Source organism: Flavobacterium sp. TR2, from assembly GCF_025252405.1.
GTDB lineage: Bacteria > Bacteroidota > Bacteroidia > Flavobacteriales > Flavobacteriaceae > Flavobacterium.
The window spans coordinates 1080616-1100089 of the sequence record NZ_CP104307.1 but is presented as its reverse complement, the minus strand read 5'-3'; the positions used below and the strand labels follow the sequence as shown (position 1 = coordinate 1100089).

Here is a 19474-nt window from a genome sequence, read left to right as displayed (position 1 = left end):
AAATTTAAATATCATGAATTTAGATCAATCACTTTTTAAACAAGCTTTAAAAATTCAAGGTTTTGATTTCAAAAATGATGTAGTAAAAGTAACAGATAAAATTATTGAATTTCTTGAAAGCTTAAATCTATCTAAAGATTTAATAACTTTTTTTAAAGCATTTTCCTTTAGAGAAGATATCCATTTTAGAAGCATATATTTTAATTGCGTAAATAGAATTAGAATAGAAAATCTTGAAGAGGAGAACAAGGAAATCTATAAAAAAGATTTACTTATAATTGGTTCAGGTGCAAATGGCGATCCAATTGTTGTAAATACTAAAACACTGAATGTTGGATATATTTTTCATGACATTCTTTGGGAAGAAGAAAATATTGAAGATTTAAACAAAGTTTACATTGATCTAAAAATGAGTATTGGAACTTTCTTTTATAAATCGGTAACAGAAGAAAATTTTCCTATTGATGCTTATCAAGCAGAAGATTACATAAAATAAAATGACTCAAAACAAAACCTACATACAATCCTACATCACCATCCAAAACAACGAAATTGTTTTGAACGGAACTTCTGTATTCAAAATTGAACCAACCGATTTTGCTGATTTCTCGAAACAAGCGTATCGCAATTTTGAAATGCAATATCCAAAGTTTTTTAAAATGGATGCTTTGAGCAAACTGGCTTTTTTAGGTTCAGAACTGCTTTTGAGTCCGATAACCTCAACGGAGCAAGAAAATAATATTGCTTTGGTTTTGGCCAATAAATCGTCAAGTTTAGATACCGATGTAAAATATCAGGAATCGATTTCAGACAAAGAAAACTATTATCCGAGTCCGGCGGTCTTTGTTTATACGCTGCCAAATATTTGCTTGGGCGAAATAAGTATCCGCCATCAGCTGAAAAGTGAAAATTCTTTTTTTATATTTGATGCTTTCAATACCGAATTTTTGTCGAACTATTCGGAGATTTTGTTAAACACAAATAAAGCAGATTCTGTTTTATGTGGCTGGGTAGAATTTTTTAATGAAAGTTATAAAGCGTTTCTTTGCATCATAAGTGCAGACGAAAACACAAATTATACAAACGAAACAATCAATACATTATACAATAAATAATCATGGAAGCATTAAAAGAAGAATTAAAAAATAAAATCATAACAACTTTAAACCTTGAAGATATCGCAGTAGAAGATATTGCTGATAACGATCCTTTGTTTGGAGACGGTTTAGGTTTAGACTCGATTGATGCGCTTGAATTGATCGTGATTTTAGATAAGGATTACGGAATTAAATTGGTTGACCCTAAAGAAGGAAAATCTATTTTCCAATCTATCGAAACGATGGCGGCGTATATTAGCGCTAACAGAACGAAGTAAGACTTCTTAGACTGGCTTAGATTTTTAGACTTCTTAGACGATGCTTTCCAAAATCTAAGAAGTCTAATATCTAAAATTCTAAGCCAGTCTTAAAGAAAATCTAAGAGGTCTAAAATTCTAACAATCTAAGAAGTCTAAAAATGAAAGGTGTTGCAATAACGGGAATGGGAATTATATCTGCGATTGGCAATTCGGTTGAGGAAAATTACATTTCACTAACCGAAAACAAAATCGGCATTTCTCGTATTCAAAATATTTCGACTGTTCATGCAGATGTTATCAAAGTTGGCGAAATCAAAAAAACCAACGAAGATCTTATCGGTGAACTGAAATTAAATGAGGATAATAATTTCTCCAGAACGGCTATGATTGGCACTTTAGCAGCAAAACAAGCTGTTGAAAATGCTAACATCACCGATATAAATGAATTTAGAACGGGACTTATTTCGGCTACAAGCGTGGGCGGAATGGATATGACGGAGAAACATTATTACGATTATTTCGAAAAACCAGAATTGACCAAATACATCACTTGCCATGACGGTGGAGATGTTGCCGAAAAAATTGCTGATGAATTAGGCTTAAAAGGAATGGTGACAACGATAAGTACTGCTTGTTCGTCTGCAGCCAATTCGATTATGCTGGGTGCAAGATTGATCAAAACTGGAAAACTGGATCGCGTAATTGTGGGCGGAGCTGATGCTTTGGCCAAATTTACCATCAACGGATTTAAAACTCTGATGATTTTATCTGACGATTACAACAAACCTTTTGACAACACTAGAAAAGGGTTAAATCTTGGTGAAGCTGCGGCATTTTTAGTTTTAGAATCGGATGAAATTGTGTCCAAACAAAACAAAAAAGTTCTGGCAAGAGTTTCGGGTTATGGAAATGCAAACGATGCTTTTCACCAAACCGCTTCTTCAGAAAATGGAGACGGCGCTTATTTGGCCATGAAAAAAGCGTTTGATATTTCGGGTTTAAAACCTTCTGAAATTGATTACATTAACGTTCACGGAACCGCAACGCCAAACAACGATTTATCTGAAGGAAGAGCTTTGCTTCGAATTTACAAAGATGAAAAAGTTCCAGATTTCAGCTCTACAAAACCTTTTACGGGTCATACTTTAGCGGCTGCCGCGGCAATTGAAGCCGTTTACAGCGTTTTGGCCATTCAAAATAATGTGGTTTACCCAAACTTGAATTTTAACATTCCGATGGAAGAATTTGATTTGAAACCGCAAACAACTTTAAAGAACAAAAATATCGAACACGTTTTATCTAACTCTTTTGGTTTTGGCGGAAACTGTTCAACCCTTATATTTTCAAAAAGCTAATGACAAAAAAAACATATATAAATGGAGTAGGCTGTATTTCGACTCAAAAAACATTTGATACTGTTTTTTTGGAAGAAGCTGTTGTAAATCATAACGAAAATGTACTGGCAATTATTCCGCCAGCTTACAAAGAATACATTTCGCCTGCTGCCAGCCGACGTATGGCAAAAGGTGTAAAAAACGGAATCGTTGCTTCGGCTCTGGCAATGAAAGATGCCAATGTTGAAAATGTCGATGCGATTATCACAGGAACAGGTTTAGGCTGCATTGAAGATTCTGAAAAATTCCTGAAAAGCATTTTAGACAATAACGAAGAGTTTTTGACACCAACTTCTTTTATTCAATCTACGCACAATACCGTTGGCGCGCAAATTGCACTTTTGCAGCAATGCAAAGGCTATAATTTTACGTATGTAAATGGAGCTGTTTCTTTTGAGTCGGCATTGATTGATGCGAAAATGCAGATTGAAGAAGACGAAGCCAATTCAATTTTAGTAGGCGGTGTCGACGAAAATGGAGATTATACCACTTCGCTTTTTAAATTGAACGGTCGCATTAAAGCAGATAATAATGCTCCGTATGATGTTTTGAATTCTACAACGAGCGGTGCTGTTTATGGTGAAGGCGCGAGTTTTTTTGTTTTAGAAAATGAAAGAAAAGAAAACACTTATGCCGAACTTGTAGATGTTTCTATTGTAAACACTTTGGAAGAAAATGAAGTTGAAGCCGCAATTAAATCATTTTTAAAATCAAATAATTTAGACATTTCAGCTATTGACGCTCTAGTTTTAGGTTTTGACGGAAATGCTGATTTTGAGAATTATTATAGAAATCTTGCCGAAAATTTGTTTGTTCAAACTCCTATTTTGTATTACAAACACTTGAGCGGCGAATATGATACAGCCTCGGCTTTTGCTTTTTGGATGGCTGCTAAAATTTTGAAAACACAGGAAACTCCAGAAATCGTAAAAGTAAATGCTGTGGAAAAATCAGACTACAAAACGATTTTATTATACAATCAATTAAACGGAAAAAACCATAGTTTTACGCTGCTGTCAAAATGATAACGCACAAAAACATATCGCTGTTTTTCATCTTTTTACTGCTTTTATTGTTTCTGTTGAATCTTTATAACGCAATTCACTTTGTGTGGTTTATTGGTATAACTCTAGTTTGGATCGGAATAAATGCCTTTGGTTCTTCGAGAATTTCTTCCAATTATCATGTAAAGGCGTTTTGCAGCAATCCTGTAGAAACAGAAAAAAAAATCGCGCTTACTTTTGACGACGGGCCAAGCATTTACACTTTGGAAGTTTTAGAACTTCTGAAAAAATACAATGCCAAAGCGACTTTCTTCTGCATCGGAAAAAACATTGAAGCGCATCCCGAAATTCTCCAAAAAGTGATTGACGAAGGTCATTTGGTTGGAAATCATTCCTACTCGCATTCTAAATTTTTTGATTTTTACAATGCAAGAAAAATAACCGAAGAACTTCAGAAAACAGATAAACTTCTAGAGAAATTCACGGCAAAGAAAATTAACTTTTTTCGTCCGCCTTATGGAGTTACTACCCCTTCGATCAGAAGAGCTTTAAAAGTGACTGGACATAAAACAATTGGCTGGAATATTCGTTCTCTTGATGGAGGAACGCAAAATCAGGAATTAATTTTCAATCGGTTAATTAAACATATTTCTCCCGGCGGAATTGTACTTTTGCATGATACAGGCAAACATTCGGTTTTGGTGCTGGAACAGTTTTTGCAATTTTTACAGCAAAATAATTATCAAGTCATTTCGATCGAAGAACTTTTGAGTCTCAAAGCTTATGAAAATTGAACGCGGATAAAGCGGATTCGCTTGCGCGAGGGCGCAAATAAAAACGGATTTTTATAATCATTTTAATCGGTGGCAAAAAAATTAAAGCACAATTTTAAACAAAATATGAAAACTAAAATAGCTATACTAATTTTATTTATTTCAGGCAGTTTATTTGCTCAAGAGCAAAAAATGACTGCTTCAGAAATCTCTCAGTTTAAAGAGGATGTAAATGTTGTGGCAAAAAAAATCAAGACTTTAACTACCGATTTTGTTCAGTACAAACATTTAGATTTTTTATCGAAAGATATTGAAACTTCGGGGAAAATGGTTTTTAAAGAACCTGCTTTGCTTCAATGGCAATATAAAAAACCGTACAATTATAGCATCACTTTCAAAAACGGAAAAATCCTGATTAACGACGAAGGAAAGAAAAGCGCTGTAGATATTGGAAACAGCAAAATCTTTGCCCGAATCAATAAGTTGATTGTTGGAAGTGTAAGCGGCAATATGTTTGATGACAAAGAATTTACGATTTCGTATTTTAAATTGAAAGGTCAGAATCTGGCGAAATTTATTCCGAAAGATGCTACCCTCAAAAAATACATTAAACAAATTGAACTGACTTTTGACAAAGAAGAAGCAACTGTTGTTCAGGTAAAATTACTAGAATCATCTGAAGATTATACTCGAATTGTACTTAAAAATAAAGTGATCAATGCAAAAATCGACGATTCAGTTTTTACTAATTAATTGCTTTCTGGCAATTGTTTTAATTTCTTGCGGCTCGGTCACAAAAAATTATACGCCTAAAAAATTAGACAGAACATCTTATACCGTTCAGTATTTCACAGATTCAAAAACCGATTATGTTTATAAAACCAATATCAGCGTTTACGGAAATGAATTGTCTGGAATTTTCATTGCCAAAAAAATAAACGACACCACACACCGAATTGTTTTTACAACAGAATTTGGGAACAAATTAATGGATTTTGAAATTTCTGAAACCGATTTTAAAGTCAATTCGATTGTTTCAGAATTGGATAGAAAGATATTGATCAATACTTTAAAAGAAGATTTCAGGCTGCTTTTAAAGAGAGAGTATTTGATTCAGGAGCAATTTGAAAACGCTTCAGCTGACATTTATAAATCGGCAGATGGCAAACGCGACAATTATATTTTTATCTCCAAAAAAGATCAAAAATTAGAAAAGATCGTTCATTCATCCAAAACAAAAGAAAAATTTACACTGCTTTTCAATTCAGAAAACAATATTTTTGCCGAGAAGATTCAAATCATCCATCAAAATATTAAGCTGAAAATAGAGCTGAATTATTTCAAATCAGAATAGAAAATTAAACAAACCATAAACTTTAAATCAATTAGTAATGAGAAATTTTGTTGTACTTGCATTTGTTTTATTAATCGGAATCCGAGCAGAAGCACAAGTAAAAGTTAGCCCTGGACTTAGAGGGGGTTTGAATGTGTCGACATTAACGAATATAGACGATAATAGTTCTAAAACCGATTTTTATGTGGGGGGACTGGTAAATATTAGATTTAATAAATTTTTCTCGTTACAGCCAGAAATAAATTACTCCAGACAGGGTGATGAAGGAAGATACTTTGAAAATGGCCGTTATTATACTGAAAAATATGAGTTAAATTATGTAACGCTTGGAGCGGTTGCTAAATTTAACTTTGGTGGTGGCGGTTTTCATCTATTGGCAGGACCATCATTAGATTTAAAAGTTAGTGATAATTATATTAATTCTGACCCAGAGGATTTTGACCTTGCCTTTGTTGGCGGTTTGGGTTACACCTTGCCAAATGGATTGACTTTTGAAGCGAGAATTAAGCAGGGATTAGTTGATATTTATGGCTACAATGGATATCATAATGATAATGATTATTATTACAATGATGTGATTTTGAACCAAGTTTTCCAAATTGGTATTAGCTATACGTTTAAAACTAAATAAACAATGAATAAACAAAATTTAGCGATCATTGCATTAACTTTTTTTGCATTTTTAACGGCACAAGCTCAAGTAACATTTAAACCTGGTATTCATGCCGGAATTAACATTTCTAAACTAACAAATACTGATCTTGGCAACAAAACAGATTTTTATATAGGAGCTTTTGGAGCTTTAAAACTTGGAAGAGTTTATACGCTGCAACCTGAATTAACATATTCAAGACAAGGAGGAAAAGGCTCTGCAGATATGGGTACAACAAGTATTTACAATCAGCAAACAAATACATATGCAACAACATCTGTTAGCGGCACAGTAGATGCTTCATTGCAATACCTTTCTGCAATTACTATTAATAAATTTAATTTTACTGAAAATATATATGCATTAGCAGGACCTTTTACTGATATTTTAATCGCTGATAACATAAAAGCAGAACCTAAAGACAAAGAATACAATTTTAACAAAGGTGAAGATATTGACTTCGGAATTATTGCAGGTTTAGGATACAGCTTGAAAAATGGAATTGCATTTGAAGCAAGAGTAAAAAAAGGATTTACAAATGCTTTTACTAATTATTATGATGAAAGTAGTGATAGCAACAACTTAGTGTTTCAATTCGGTGCTGCCTATACATTTGGAAAATAAAAAATATGATTTTACAAGATTTTTATAAAATACTATCAGAAGAAAAAACATCTGATTCAAAATATACGGTTACAATTTTAGTCAACGAAAAACATGAGGTTTTTAAAGGGCATTTCCCTGGAAATCCTATTATGCCTGGTGTCTGTATGATTCAGATTATCAAAGAGCTTACAGAATCTATTACCAAAAGTTCATTGATGATCCAGTCTTTGGCAAACGTAAAATTCATGGCGCTTATTAATCCTGAGGTTACACCAGAATTGCGATTGGAGCTTGATATTACAACAACTGAAGACGGTTTGGTAAAAGTGAAAAACACGACTTACTTTAATGACACGACTGCTCTTAAATTGAGTAATGTGTACAAAAAAATATAATTATGAAACTATTCCTGACATTAATTTTATGGGTAAGTTTTGCTGGAACGCCTGACTTGGCTTCGATCCGCAAAATGTATTCTGATGTAGCAAAATCAGAAAGCAATGCCAAGGAGTTTGTAGCCAAACTTTCTGGAGTTTCAAACAATGATGATAAAATTTTAGTGGCATATAAAGCGGCTTCAATTTTGGTGGAATCTAAATTTGAAAAGAAATTAGGTCAGAAAATGGAGCGTTTTAAAGAAGGTGCAAAATTACTTGAAGCAACCATAAAAAGCGATCCAAGCAATATCGAAATGCGAATGATCCGCCTTAGCGTTCAAGAAGATGTTCCCGGCATTACCGGCTACAAGAAAAATATTAAAGAAGATAAAAAATTCATAACGACCTATTATCCATCTCAAGGTGCGGCTTTGAAAGATTATCTTAAAGACTTTGTTTTACAATCTAAAAGTTTCTCTGAAAAAGAGAAGCAATTTGTGAAATAAGCGCAAAAATCTACTCATGAAATCACAGCAAGAATTACTCAGTTCGATTAACTTTTGCGTTATTGTGCCCACTTACAATAACCAAAAAACGCTAAAAAAAGTACTGGATTCTATTTTAGATTTCACCACAAATATTATTATTGTCAATGACGGTTCAACCGATTCAACTGGCGAAATTCTAAAATCATATTCGCAGCTGACGCAGATTCATCATCCTAAAAATTTAGGAAAAGGACGAGCGCTAAGAAACGGATTTAGAAAAGCGCTTGAATTGGATTTTGAATACGCCATCACGATCGATTCTGACGGACAGCATTTTGCAGCCGATATTCCTGTTTTTTTGGAAGCAATTCAAGAAGAGCCAAACGCTCTTTTGATTGGAAGCCGAAATATGACACAGGAAAATGTTCCGAAGAAAAGCAGTTTTGGAAACAAGTTTTCTAATTTCTGGTTCAAATTCGAAACTGGAATTAAGCTAGACGACACACAATCAGGATTCAGGTTGTATCCGCTTCGATTGCTTCCAAAACGTTTTTATACCAATAAATTTGAATTTGAAATCGAAGTTATTGTACGCGCAGCATGGAAAGGAGTTGCAGTAAAAAACATTCCGATTCAAGTTTTGTATGATCCTGCAGAAAGAGTTTCGCACTTTCGTCCATTTCAAGATTTTACCCGAATCAGTATTTTAAATACGGTTTTGGTAACTAATGCTTTGCTGTACATAAAACCTCGAGATTTCTTTCGCCGAGCAAAAAAAAAAGGTTTTAAAAAATTCTTTTTAGAAGATATTTTAGAAAGCAACGATTCTAATTTTAAAAAATCGGCCGCAATTGCTCTTGGTATTTTTATCGGACTTTCTCCTTTCTGGGGATTTCAAACCGTATTGCTTTTTACGTTTGCCGCCCTATTCAGACTCAACAAAGTCATTGCTTATCTTACTTCAAATGTAAGTTTCCCGCCTTTTATTCCGTTTATAATTTATGCTTCATTGCAAGTTGGAAGTGTTTTTGTGTCGAGCGATGCGCCACTGGTTCTAGACAGTTCAATCACACTCGACGATATTCAAAAAAATGCTACCCAATATATCGTAGGAAGTCTTATTTTAGCATCCGTTTCAGCGCTATCAGTTGGCTTTATCAGCTATCTGCTTTTAACGGCTTTTAGTTCTAAAAACAAACCGAATTAAAATATTTATTCGCCACGAATTCACGAATTTATTATTAAACTAATTCGTGAATTCGTGGCAAATAAAAAATAAAATTACCATGCATCAATACTTTTACGCCATTCATATGTTTGTAAACCGAAGAAAATCTCTTTCGGTTCTATTGGCTGTTCTGATGCTTCTGGTTTTTGGGTTTTTCGCTTCAAGATTAAAATTTGAAGAAGACATCACCAAACTTATTCCGACCAACGATAAAACCGATGTTACCGCCAAAGTTTTAAAACAATTAAATTTTGCCGATAAAACCACCGTAATTTTCAGCTTGGATAAAAATGGCTCTGCCGATGATTTGAAAGAAATGGCGACTGTATTTTCAGACAGCGTTTCTCAATCCTGCAAACCTTACATAACGGGAATTCAAGGAAAAATCGACGAAGAAAACATTCAAGAAACTATAGATTTTGTCTACAATAATCTTCCTCTTTTTCTAGACGACAAAGATTATGCTGCGATCGAGAAGAAACTCCAAAAAGACAGTATTGCGGCAACCGTTCAAGGAAATTACAAGTCAATCATTTCTCCTTCGGGATTTATTACCAAAGATTTTATTCTGCAAGATCCGTTTGGAATTTCTTTTATCGCTTTAAAAAAATTACAGCAATTAAATATCGGCGACGATTTTACGCTCGAAAATGGTTTTGTAATGACCAAGGATAAAAAAAAATTACTGCTTTTTATCACTTCGAATATTCCGTCGAGCGAAACCGAAAAAAATACTGTTTTTGCTGAAAAGCTGAAATCAATTCAGGAGAACCTAAATACGCAATTTAAAGGAAAAACGTCTATCAGTTATTTTGGCTCTGCATTAATTGCCGTTGCCAATGCCAATCAGATTAAAGGAGATATTATTTTGACTACCTCCATCGCGATGTTTACTTTGATGCTGATTCTGATTTTATTTTACCGCAAAATCCTAATTCCGCTGATTATATTTTTGCCGACAGTTTTTGGAGGTTTGTTTGCTGTGGCATTTTTATATTTTGTGAGAGAACAGATTTCAGCAATTTCATTGGGAATAGGTTCTATTTTGCTCGGAATCACGATCGACTATTCGATACATATTCTCACGCATTACAAGCATAACAGCGACGTAAAGACATTGTACAAAGACATTACAATGCCTGTCATCATGAGCAGTTCGACAACAGCTGTTGCTTTTTTATGCCTTCTTTTTGTAAAATCCGATGCGCTGAATGACCTCGGAATTTTTGCTGCAGTCATTGTTATGGCTTCTGCTATTTTCTCCCTTTTAATTATTCCTCATTTATATAAGCCAAAAGAAAATCCAGTTGAACACAAGAAAAATGTGATCGATAAAATGGCTCATTTTTCTTTTCACAACAATAAATTCTTAATCGGACTTTGTGTTGGCATTACCATAATCTGCTGCTTTACCTATAATGATGTTGGTTTTAATAACGATTTATCACAGCTGAATTTTATTCCGAAAGAAATTAAGGCTGCTGAAAAACAATTGGAAGAAAGCACCAGTTTAACTTCAAAAACTATTTATGTCGCTTCTTACGGAAAAACCATGGAAGAGGCTTTACAGCATAACACCAAACTTTTTGCCGATTTATCTACAGCAAAAAGTCAGGATAAAATTCTGAATTTCAGCTCAGTTGGCGGAATTGTGCTTTCTCAAAAAGAACAAATCAAAAAAATCGAAAAGTGGAATTCGTTCTGGAATCCAGAGAGAAAACAATTCGTAAAATCAGGATTAATTGCCGAAGGTTCAAAGCTTGGTTTTAAACCCACAACATACAGTTTGTTTTTTGATCATTTAGATGTTGATTTCAAACCTGTTTCTGCAGCAGAATTTTTAAAAATTAAAGCACTTCAACTGCAAGAATTCATAACCGAAAAAAATGGTTTTTACACCATTTCAACTTTAGTAAAAGTATCGCCAGAACAGCGTGATGCTTTTGTAAAATCGGCTTCAGCAAAAGAAAACGTAATTGCAATCGATCGTCAGCAGATGAACGAAACGTTTTTCAGCACCTTAAAAACCGATTTCAATTCGCTCGTAAATTATTCTTTTGTAGCCGTGATTTTAATTCTGTTTTTCTTTTTCCGAAGAATCGAATTGGTAATCATAAGCTGTATTCCAATTGCCTTGACGGGAATTGTAACAGCAGGAATTATGGGGCTTTTGGGCATTCAAATGAACATTTTCAGTATGATTGTCTGCACCCTAATTTTTGGTCACGGAGTCGATTTTAGTATTTTCATGACCAGTGCATTGCAAAAAGAATACACCAATGGCGTTAACGAAATTGCCATTTACAGAACGTCAATTATTTTGGCTGTCATCACGACAATCTTAGGAATCGGCGCCATGATTTTTGCCCAACATCCTGCACTTACCTCTATTTCATTGGTTTCATTAATTGGGGTTTTTGCAGCGTTGATCATCACTTTTATTTTCTATCCGATTTTATTCAAGCTGTTTTTATCCAATCGTCCAAAAAAAGGAAATCCGCCTTTTCAATTGCGCACTTTTACTCACGGTGTCATTTCATTTGCTTATTATGGTTTGGGCGGAATCGTAATGTCTATTTTCAGCTTTACTATCATGCCGATTTTGCCTTTCAGCAAAAAATCAAAAATGAAAGCTTTCCGATATGTGATTTCAAAATTCATGAAATCGGTGCTGTATTCCAATCCGTTTATTCGTAAAAAAGTCATTAATAATTTCCATGAAACTTTCGAAAAACCAGCCGTAATCATTGCCAATCATTCTTCGTTTTTGGATATTTTGGCTATCGGAATGCTGAGTCCAAAAATCATTTTCTTGGTAAGCGATTGGGTTTACAACTCTCCTATTTTTGGCGGTGTGGTGAGAAAAGCAGGTTTCTATCCTGTTTCTGAAGGTCTTGAGGGCGGAGTGGAACATCTGCGCAAAAAAGTAAACGAAGGCTATTCGTTAATGGTTTTTCCTGAAGGAACTCGATCAGAAAATAATGTGGTTAAACGATTCCATAAAGGCGCTTTCTTCCTTGCCGAAGAATTTAAAATAGATATTGTTCCTGTTGTGATTCATGGCGCGTCAGAATTAATTCCGAAAGGCGATTTTGTCATTCATCACGGAAAATTGACCGTTACAATCTTAGAAAGAATTACTCCTGATAATCTTTCGTTTGGAGCCAATTATGCCGAAAGAACCAAACAAATAAGTTCTTTCTTTAAAGCTGAATACCGCAAAATAAGACAAGAACTTGAAGGGCCAGATTATTTTAAAACCATGCTCATTAACAGTTATGATTACAAAGAAATCGAAATTGGAAATAGCGTGAAAAAAGATTTAAAAGAAAATCTAGACACTTATTATAATTTAAACAAACACATTCTGCCAAAATCAAAAATCCTTCATTTAGGAAATGATTACGGACAGCTGGATGTTTTGCTTGCCTTACAGGAACCACAGCGAAAAATATTTTCTTTTATAAATGATGAAGAAAAGCTGCTGGTTGCCAAAACAAATTATGTCGTTACAAAGAGAAAAATAATTTATCTCGAGAAATTAGAAGCCATACCAGAAAATCATTATGATGTTCTTTTAATTTCTGACGAAAGTTGTTCAGATGAAATCGAAAAAGTAATTTCAACCGTTTCTTCTATAATTTTACTGAATTGTTCCCGTTTAAGAAATCAATTGGAGGATTTTGAAATTGTTTCTGAAGAAAATGCTTTACTAGTTTTAAAGAGAAAATAATGAAAAAACAGTACGATGTAGTGATAATTGGCAGCGGTCTAGGCGGATTGGTTTCTGCTGTTATTCTGGCAAAAGAAGGCTACAGCGTTTGTGTACTCGAAAAAAACAATCAATATGGCGGAAATCTCCAGACTTTCGTTAGGGACAAAACCATTTTCGATACTGGAATTCATTATATCGGAGGTTTAGGCGAAGGCCAAAATCTTCATCAATATTTCAAATATCTTGGAATAATGGATTATTTGAATCTGAAAAAAATGGATGAAAATGGTTTTGACATTATTTCTTTTGATGACGATAAAACCGAATATCCGCACGCGCAAGGTTTTGAAAATTTTATTGAAAAACTAACCCAATATTTTCCTGAAGAAAAAGAAAATCTAGAACATTATTGCCAGAAAATAAAAACCGTTTGCAAAACATTTCCGCTTTACAATCTGGAATCTCAAGGAAAATATGATGATGCGATTTTAACGCTCAACGCGAAAGAAACCATCGATTCTTTTACGGGAAATGAAAAGCTGAAAGCTGTCTTGTCGGGATCCAATTTTCTGTACGCCGGAATAGCCGAAAAATCTCCTTTTTATGTTCATGCGCTTGTTGTCAATTCTTATATCGAAAGTTCTTGGCGATGCGTAAATGGAGGAAGCCAGATAACGAAGCAGCTTCTTAAACAATTAAAAAATTACGGCGGCGAATTTTTCAAACATAAGGAAGTCACAAAAATCGAAGTCGAAAGCCAAAAGGTAAATTCAGTACAAATGAAAGACGGAACCAAAGTTTCTGGAACATATTTTATTTCGAACATTGAACCAAAAACGACTTTGAAAATGGCGGGACAGGAGAATTTTAGAAAACCATTTTTCAATAGAATTCAAAATCTCGAAAGCGTACTTTCTGCTTTCAGTTTATATATTGTTTTTAAACCCAAAACGTTCAAATACATTAATCATAATTATTATCATTTTAAAACGGCCAATGATGTCTGGACGTCTCATGAATACGACGAAAATTCATGGCCAAAAACTTTTATGGCTTCTATGAATCCTTCAAAAAAAGACGAAGAATGGGCAGACGGAATGACGTTTTTAACCTATATGAAATATGATGATGTTAAAGCTTGGGAAAACACTTTCAACACTACTTTTGAAGAAAACGATCGAGGTGGAAGCTATGAAGAATTTAAAAGTAAAAAAGCAGCGAAGCTTTTAGAAGAAATCGAGAAAAAATTTCCTGGAATAAAAGCGTGCATAAAATCTGTTCATACTTCTACACCGCTTTCGTATCGCGATTACATTGGCGGAGACGGCGGAAATATGTACGGATATGTTAAAGATTCAAATAATCCGATGAAAACTTTAATTCCGACCAAAACTAAGATAGAAAATCTTTATCTTACAGGCCAAAGCATTAATATGCACGGGGTCTTGGGAGTTACGGTTGGAGCGGTCATAACTTGCTCAGAAATTGTAGGAAAAGAATATCTGCTGGGAAAAATTAAAAAAGCATCTGAATAATTGAATCATGAAAAACCGAATCTTATATATTTTCTTCATCGGTTTTTTAAGTTTGCTGATTTCCTGCGGTACTTCAAAATCAAAAAAACATATCCCCGATCTTACGGGATTAAACGATACAAAACCTGTTGTCACCAAATTATCTGACAGTATTTTTATTGCTGGGAAAAATTCGTTTTTAAAAAACAAACAAGGTCTTTGGGAATTGTACGTAGAAGGCGATCCGCTCGAAATTGGGCTTTCGACTGGTGCATTGACCGATTCTCTTTTGCACAAACAGCAGCGCATTTTTTTCTCTAAAATTACCGATTTGATTCCGTCAAAATTTCAGCAGAAACTGCTTCGCCAGTTCTTGAAATGGTACAATCGAAAATTGTATTTGAATGTTCCCGACGAATACCAATCCGAAATTTATGGCGTTTCGCAATATACTTCCAACGACTTTGATAACATCGCACCGCAATATCAGCGCAGTTTATATCTGCACGCCGCGCACGATATTGGGCACGCTTTGCAAGATTTAGCTTTGGTTGGCTGCTCTTCTTTTGCGGCTTGGAACGAAAAATCGGAAGACGGAAATTTAATTCTAGCTCGAAATTTTGATTTTTATGTGAATGACGCTTTTGCGGAAAATAAAATCGTGGCTTTTATAAAACCAGAAAAAGGAAACGCCTTTATGATGGTCACTTGGCCTGGAATGATCGGAGCGGTTTCTGGAATGAATGTCGAAGGATTGACCGTAACGATAAATGCATCTAAATCTAAAATTCCGCTAAGCGCAAAAACTCCGATTTCGATCTTGACACGCGAAATTTTACAGCACGCAAAAAACTTAGAAGAAGCTATTGCAATTGCAAAAAAAAGAAAAGTGTTTGTTTCTGAATCGATTATGGTCGGAAGCGCTAATGATAATAAAGCAATATTGATTGAAGTTTCGCCAAATAAAATGGACGTTTATGATGTTCCAAACAGTGATCAATTAATTTGTTCGAACCATTTTCAAAGCGAAGCTTTCAAAGAAGATAAAAGAAATCTGGAACAGATTGCCAACAGCCATTCTGAATATCGATTTGAAAGAATGCAGGAACTGCTATCTGAAAATTCAAAAATAAATCCTGAAATTGCTTCGGAAATTCTTCGAAATAAACAAGGTTTAAAAGATATTTCTTTAGGTTATGGAAACGAAAAAGCACTCAATCAACTGCTTGCGCATCACGGAATTATCTTTAAACCTAAAGAAAAACTGGTTTGGGTTTCGGCAAATCCGTACCAATTGGGAGAATTTGTCTGTTATGATTTAAATTCCATTTTTGGCGAAAACAAAAATGCAGCAAAATCTTTTCAAAAGGAAAATATGAACATTGCCAAAGATCCATTTTTAGAAACAGCTGCCTTTCAGAATTTTAAAAAATTCAAAATGGAAGATCACAAAATAGACTCTATTTTGAAAAAGAAAGAAACTATTTCTGCAGAATTTCTCCAAAATTATCAAGCATTAAACCCTGATTATTGGGTTGTATATTATAAGGTAGGATTGTACTTTTACCAAAAAAAGGAATTTCTTCAGGCGAAGCTTAATTTTGAAAAAGCTTTAACTTACGAAATCACTACAGCTCCTCAAAAAGAAGAGATTGAAAAATATTTAAAAAAAGTCAAAAGAAAATTACAATGATTCCAGCAATAGAAAAAGATTCTTTAGAAGAAATTAAAATTTTTCAAGAAAAAAAATTAGCAGAACTTTTAGCTTACATCAGCGAGAATTCTCCTTTTTACAAAAGGCTTTTTGCAGGACAGAATATCGATATTTCGAAAATAAAAACACTGGAAGATTTACAGCATTTGCCTGTTACGACCAAAGAAGATTTACAGCAGTATAATGATGATTTTTTGTGTGTTCCGCAGCATAAAATTATCGATTACGCCTCAACCTCTGGAACTTTAGGAGATCCTGTAACTTTTGGTTTAACCGATTCTGACTTAGATCGTTTGGCTTATAATGAAGCGATTTCCTTTGCCTGTGCCGGAATTGCTGAAGGCGATGTTGTACAGCTGATGACAACAATTGACCGAAAATTTATGGCTGGTTTGGCTTATTTTCTAGGACTTCGAAAACTGAAAGTAGGCGTCATTCGTGTTGGGGCAGGAATTCCTGAAATGCAATGGGATTCTATTTTAAAATACAATCCGAGCTATTTAATTACCGTTCCTTCTTTCCTTCTTAAATTAATTGAATACGCAGAAATACACGGAATCGATTATAATAATTCAAGCATAAAAGGCGCCATCTGCATTGGAGAATCTTTGAGAGAACAGGATTTTTCAATGAATATTTTATCCAAAAAAATTACAGATAAATGGAATATTAAGTTATTTTCGACTTATGCCTCTACCGAAATGAGCACTGCTTTTACAGAATGCGAACACGGAAAAGGCGGACACCATCATCCAGAATTAATCATTGTAGAAGTTTTAGACGAAAATAATCAACCTGTAAAAAATGGTGAAACTGGCGAACTTACTTTTACTACTTTAGGAATTGAAGCGATGCCTTTGCTTCGTTTTAAAACTGGCGATATGGTTCAGTTTCATGACGAGCCTTGTGCTTGCGGCAGAAATACTTTGCGCGTTGGTCCAGTTGTTGGGCGCAAAAAACAAATGATTAAATATAAAGGCACAACGCTTTATCCGCCAGCGATGAACGATGTTTTGAGCAGTTTTGACAATATCGAAAATCATTTGATTGAAATCTCTACCAACGATTTAGGCACAGATGAAATCCTGATTAAAATTGCCGTTAAAAATCAAACTCCAGAATTTCTTCAGGAAATAAAAGATCACTTTAGAGCTAAATTGAGAGTTACGCCAAAAATAGAATTTGCTTCTAAAGAAGTTTTAAATCCATTGGTTTTTAACCCAATGAGCAGAAAACCAATTCGATTTTTTGATTACCGTTAAAGGTACAGAGTTGCAAAGTTTCAGAGTAACAAAGGTTTAGATTCTGAATATAAAACCTTTGCAACTTTGTCCCTTTGAAGCTTTGAACCTCAATTTGGTACAAATTGAACTAAATGTTGTAATTTTGCAAAAAATTACGAAGATGGTCAAGATTGGCAACATAGAATTACCCGAATTTCCCTTATTACTAGCACCGATGGAAGATGTTAGCGATCCGCCGTTTCGCAGATTATGCAAAACGCATGGAGCTGACATGATGTACTCTGAGTTTATTTCATCGGAAGGATTGATTCGTGACGCTATAAAAAGCCGCATGAAGCTGGATATTTTTGATTACGAACGCCCTGTCGGAATTCAGATTTTTGGTGGTGATGAAGAAGCAATGGAAATGTCATCTAAAATTGTTTCGACCGTAAAACCAGATTTAGTGGATATTAATTTTGGATGTCCAGTTAAAAAAGTGGTTTGCCGTGGTGCTGGAGCGGGAGTTTTAAAAGATGTTGATTTGATGGTTCGCTTGACGCAAGCCGTTATCAAAGGAACAGATTTGCCTGTTACGGTAAAAACTCGTTTAGGCTGGGATGAAAACTCAATCAATATTGATGAAGTTGCCGAAAGACTTCAAGATATTGGAGTTCAAGCTTTAACAATTCACGCCAGAACTCGTGCTCAAATGTACAAAGGCCATTCTGACTGGTCGCACATTGCACGTGTAAAAAATAACCCAAGAATTACAATGCCTATTTTCGGAAATGGCGATATCGATAGCCCGGAAAAAGCATTAAAATATAAAAACGAATACGGAATTGACGGTATCATGATTGGCCGTGCTGCCATTGGTTATCCGTGGATTTTTAATGAAATCAAACACTATTTCAAAACAGGCGAGCACTTACCTGCTCCAACGGTTATTGATCGTGTTGAAGCGGCCAGAAATCATTTGCAATGGTCAATGGATTGGAAAGGCGAACGTTTAGGAATTGTAGAAATGCGTCGTCATTATACAAACTATTTCAAAGGAATTCATTCGTTTAAGGAATTCAAACAAAAACTAGTTACCACAGATGCTCCTGAAGATTTATTCGCTATTATGAAAGAAATTGAGGAAGTTTATGCTGGATACGAGTTTGTTTAAAATATAAAGAAAGACCTTCAAAATTGAAGGTCTTTTTATATTTTAAACTGAAAATTATTCTAAAGCATTTCTTTTGGCTAAATCAATAGCTGATTTTAATTCAGAAAAAAATAATTCTGCCTCTTTCGCATTTCGAATTGATTTAGTTAAGTTATCACTATTATTTGGTTCTTTATCATCTCTACTGTTTGTAATATTTTTCTCGGAAGCAGAGGCTAAAGCAATTTCCTGAATTTTATTAATCTTATTTTGAATAGAGTCTTTCATAGAGCAAATTTAAGCATTATTGATTTAAATTAAACATATAGTATCTATAAAGATCATTCGTTTTTCTTTGAAAATCAAAAGGTTCTGGCTTTGGTTTAAAAAATGCCAGTCCATTATTATCTAATTCAATCGTTCCATTTCGAAGTAGTCTAACATACCAATCTACTCCAATAATTACCAAAAAATCTTTCAAATTTTTATAATTATATCTAAACATTCTATGATATAGGTTTGCTCGTAAATCATCTGAGCCATCAATACCAATTGAGACATGAGGATTGTTTTTTAAAAAAATTATTGAAAACAAAATGATTGTCGAAAACACTTTATTACTATTCTTATATTTAAGATTTACAGAATCATTTATTTTTCCATTCTTATCAAATGGACCAAAAGCCAGATTATAGACATTCGGCAACAATGATTCAGCTATGTTTGTAAACTTAACCTTAAGCGGAGTTAATGTATTATCCTTTAACGGCGATTCAAAAATATACAGGTCAAAATTGGGACTTACATATGTTGCTTCAAAAGTGTTTTCTAAATTAATTTTAATCATGAAACCTATTAAACTCGATTTTTAAATCGAATTTACAATATATTTCTTACAAAAACAAATGTTTAATATTGAAGA

The 19474-nt window shown here is 34.1% G+C and carries 20 protein-coding genes; 18 read left to right on the top strand and 2 right to left on the bottom strand.

Going from position 1 to position 19474, the window contains the following annotated elements:
- The first annotated feature begins 13 nt into the window (after positions 1–13).
- From N4T20_RS05155 to dusB, 18 genes are all read left to right on the top strand, one after another.
- Positions 14–496 (top strand): hypothetical protein, encoded by a 483-nt coding sequence (locus N4T20_RS05155; RefSeq protein WP_260672024.1) that lies wholly within the window; start codon positions 14–16, stop codon positions 494–496.
- A gap of 1 nt (position 497) precedes the next feature.
- A complete protein-coding gene (locus N4T20_RS05150) occupies positions 498–1115 on the top strand; it encodes a 3-oxoacyl-ACP synthase (protein ID WP_260672023.1) in 618 nt (205 codons plus the stop codon).
- A 2-nt stretch (positions 1116–1117) separates the two neighbouring features.
- Positions 1118–1375: a phosphopantetheine-binding protein gene (locus tag N4T20_RS05145; protein ID WP_111378796.1), complete on the top strand. Its 258-nt coding sequence runs from the start codon at positions 1118–1120 to the stop codon at positions 1373–1375.
- 140 nt (positions 1376–1515) lie between these two features.
- On the top strand, positions 1516–2712 hold the full coding sequence (locus N4T20_RS05140; RefSeq protein WP_260672022.1) for a beta-ketoacyl-[acyl-carrier-protein] synthase family protein: 1197 nt from the start codon (positions 1516–1518) through the stop codon (positions 2710–2712).
- Positions 2712–3776, top strand: a complete 1065-nt coding sequence (locus N4T20_RS05135) for a beta-ketoacyl synthase N-terminal-like domain-containing protein (protein WP_260672021.1) — start codon at positions 2712–2714, stop codon at positions 3774–3776. Before N4T20_RS05140 ends, N4T20_RS05135 begins: the two co-directional genes overlap by 1 nt.
- Positions 3773–4549 (top strand): polysaccharide deacetylase family protein, encoded by a 777-nt coding sequence (locus N4T20_RS05130; RefSeq protein ID WP_260672020.1) that lies wholly within the window; start codon positions 3773–3775, stop codon positions 4547–4549. The genes N4T20_RS05135 and N4T20_RS05130 overlap by 4 nt, the downstream gene beginning before the upstream one ends.
- Before the next feature lie 105 nt (positions 4550–4654).
- Complete coding sequence (locus N4T20_RS05125) at positions 4655–5281, top strand: outer membrane lipoprotein carrier protein LolA (protein WP_260672019.1); 627 nt, start codon at positions 4655–4657, stop codon at positions 5279–5281.
- Positions 5247–5882, top strand: coding sequence for a hypothetical protein (locus tag N4T20_RS05120; RefSeq protein ID WP_260672018.1), 636 nt, complete (start codon positions 5247–5249; stop codon positions 5880–5882). Before N4T20_RS05125 ends, N4T20_RS05120 begins: the two co-directional genes overlap by 35 nt.
- Positions 5883–5919: 37 nt before the next feature.
- Positions 5920–6513, top strand: coding sequence for a porin family protein (locus tag N4T20_RS05115; RefSeq protein WP_260672017.1), 594 nt, complete (start codon positions 5920–5922; stop codon positions 6511–6513).
- 3 nt (positions 6514–6516) lie between these two features.
- Positions 6517–7158, top strand: coding sequence for a porin family protein (locus N4T20_RS05110; protein ID WP_260672016.1), 642 nt, complete (start codon positions 6517–6519; stop codon positions 7156–7158).
- Between the two features lie 5 nt (positions 7159–7163).
- Positions 7164–7535: a 3-hydroxyacyl-ACP dehydratase gene (locus N4T20_RS05105; protein ID WP_260672015.1), complete on the top strand. Its 372-nt coding sequence runs from the start codon at positions 7164–7166 to the stop codon at positions 7533–7535.
- A gap of 2 nt (positions 7536–7537) precedes the next feature.
- A complete protein-coding gene (locus tag N4T20_RS05100; protein ID WP_260672014.1) occupies positions 7538–8023 on the top strand; it encodes a hypothetical protein in 486 nt (161 codons plus the stop codon).
- 16 nt (positions 8024–8039) lie between these two features.
- Positions 8040–9212 carry a DUF2062 domain-containing protein gene (locus N4T20_RS05095; RefSeq protein WP_260672013.1) on the top strand — a complete coding sequence of 391 codons (1173 nt, stop codon included), beginning with the start codon at positions 8040–8042 and terminating at the stop codon, positions 9210–9212.
- A gap of 79 nt (positions 9213–9291) precedes the next feature.
- Entirely contained in the window at positions 9292–12966 is a 3675-nt protein-coding gene (locus tag N4T20_RS05090; RefSeq protein WP_260672012.1) for a 1-acyl-sn-glycerol-3-phosphate acyltransferase, read from the top strand.
- Positions 12966–14483 carry a phytoene desaturase family protein gene (locus N4T20_RS05085; protein WP_260672011.1) on the top strand — a complete coding sequence of 506 codons (1518 nt, stop codon included), beginning with the start codon at positions 12966–12968 and terminating at the stop codon, positions 14481–14483. The genes N4T20_RS05090 and N4T20_RS05085 overlap by 1 nt, the downstream gene beginning before the upstream one ends.
- 7 nt (positions 14484–14490) lie before the next feature.
- The gene (locus tag N4T20_RS05080; protein WP_260672010.1) at positions 14491–16155 is read left to right on the top strand and encodes a C45 family autoproteolytic acyltransferase/hydolase; all 1665 of its coding nucleotides are present in this window, start codon (positions 14491–14493) and stop codon (positions 16153–16155) included.
- Complete coding sequence (locus N4T20_RS05075; RefSeq protein ID WP_260672009.1) at positions 16152–17438, top strand: phenylacetate--CoA ligase family protein; 1287 nt, start codon at positions 16152–16154, stop codon at positions 17436–17438. The genes N4T20_RS05080 and N4T20_RS05075 overlap by 4 nt, the downstream gene beginning before the upstream one ends.
- A gap of 142 nt (positions 17439–17580) precedes the next feature.
- Complete coding sequence (gene dusB, locus N4T20_RS05070; protein WP_260672008.1) at positions 17581–18573, top strand: tRNA dihydrouridine synthase DusB; 993 nt, start codon at positions 17581–17583, stop codon at positions 18571–18573.
- Between the two features lie 54 nt (positions 18574–18627).
- On the opposite strand, the gene N4T20_RS05065 is transcribed toward dusB, so the two are convergent.
- Together N4T20_RS05065 and N4T20_RS05060 are read right to left on the bottom strand one after the other, a co-directional pair.
- Positions 18628–18840 carry a hypothetical protein gene (locus tag N4T20_RS05065; RefSeq protein WP_260672007.1) on the bottom strand — a complete coding sequence of 71 codons (213 nt, stop codon included), beginning with the start codon at positions 18838–18840 and terminating at the stop codon, positions 18628–18630.
- Positions 18841–18856: 16 nt separating this feature from the next.
- Complete coding sequence (locus tag N4T20_RS05060; protein ID WP_260672006.1) at positions 18857–19399, bottom strand: DUF6934 family protein; 543 nt, start codon at positions 19397–19399, stop codon at positions 18857–18859.
- Positions 19400–19474: the final 75 nt, after the last annotated feature.

Bases quoted from the DNA above. Each gene is read 5' to 3' on its own strand.
- N4T20_RS05105 (WP_260672015.1), top strand. From the start codon at position 7,164: ATGATTTTACAAGATTTTTATAAAATACTATCAGAAGAAAAAACATCT.
- N4T20_RS05125 (WP_260672019.1), top strand. From the start codon at position 4,655: ATGAAAACTAAAATAGCTATACTAATTTTATTTATTTCAGGCAGTTTA.
- N4T20_RS05135 (WP_260672021.1), top strand. From the start codon at position 2,712: ATGACAAAAAAAACATATATAAATGGAGTAGGCTGTATTTCGACTCAA.
- N4T20_RS05145 (WP_111378796.1), top strand. From the start codon at position 1,118: ATGGAAGCATTAAAAGAAGAATTAAAAAATAAAATCATAACAACTTTA.
- N4T20_RS05075 (WP_260672009.1), top strand. From the start codon at position 16,152: ATGATTCCAGCAATAGAAAAAGATTCTTTAGAAGAAATTAAAATTTTT.
- N4T20_RS05085 (WP_260672011.1), top strand. From the start codon at position 12,966: ATGAAAAAACAGTACGATGTAGTGATAATTGGCAGCGGTCTAGGCGGA.
- N4T20_RS05140 (WP_260672022.1), top strand. From the start codon at position 1,516: ATGAAAGGTGTTGCAATAACGGGAATGGGAATTATATCTGCGATTGGC.
- N4T20_RS05095 (WP_260672013.1), top strand. From the start codon at position 8,040: ATGAAATCACAGCAAGAATTACTCAGTTCGATTAACTTTTGCGTTATT.
- N4T20_RS05060 (WP_260672006.1), bottom strand. From the start codon at position 19,399: ATGATTAAAATTAATTTAGAAAACACTTTTGAAGCAACATATGTAAGT.
- N4T20_RS05065 (WP_260672007.1), bottom strand. From the start codon at position 18,840: ATGAAAGACTCTATTCAAAATAAGATTAATAAAATTCAGGAAATTGCT.
- N4T20_RS05130 (WP_260672020.1), top strand. From the start codon at position 3,773: ATGATAACGCACAAAAACATATCGCTGTTTTTCATCTTTTTACTGCTT.
- N4T20_RS05150 (WP_260672023.1), top strand. From the start codon at position 498: ATGACTCAAAACAAAACCTACATACAATCCTACATCACCATCCAAAAC.
- N4T20_RS05110 (WP_260672016.1), top strand. From the start codon at position 6,517: ATGAATAAACAAAATTTAGCGATCATTGCATTAACTTTTTTTGCATTT.
- N4T20_RS05090 (WP_260672012.1), top strand. From the start codon at position 9,292: ATGCATCAATACTTTTACGCCATTCATATGTTTGTAAACCGAAGAAAA.
- N4T20_RS05155 (WP_260672024.1), top strand. From the start codon at position 14: ATGAATTTAGATCAATCACTTTTTAAACAAGCTTTAAAAATTCAAGGT.
- N4T20_RS05080 (WP_260672010.1), top strand. From the start codon at position 14,491: ATGAAAAACCGAATCTTATATATTTTCTTCATCGGTTTTTTAAGTTTG.
- dusB (WP_260672008.1), top strand. From the start codon at position 17,581: ATGGTCAAGATTGGCAACATAGAATTACCCGAATTTCCCTTATTACTA.
- N4T20_RS05120 (WP_260672018.1), top strand. From the start codon at position 5,247: ATGCAAAAATCGACGATTCAGTTTTTACTAATTAATTGCTTTCTGGCA.
- N4T20_RS05115 (WP_260672017.1), top strand. From the start codon at position 5,920: ATGAGAAATTTTGTTGTACTTGCATTTGTTTTATTAATCGGAATCCGA.
- N4T20_RS05100 (WP_260672014.1), top strand. From the start codon at position 7,538: ATGAAACTATTCCTGACATTAATTTTATGGGTAAGTTTTGCTGGAACG.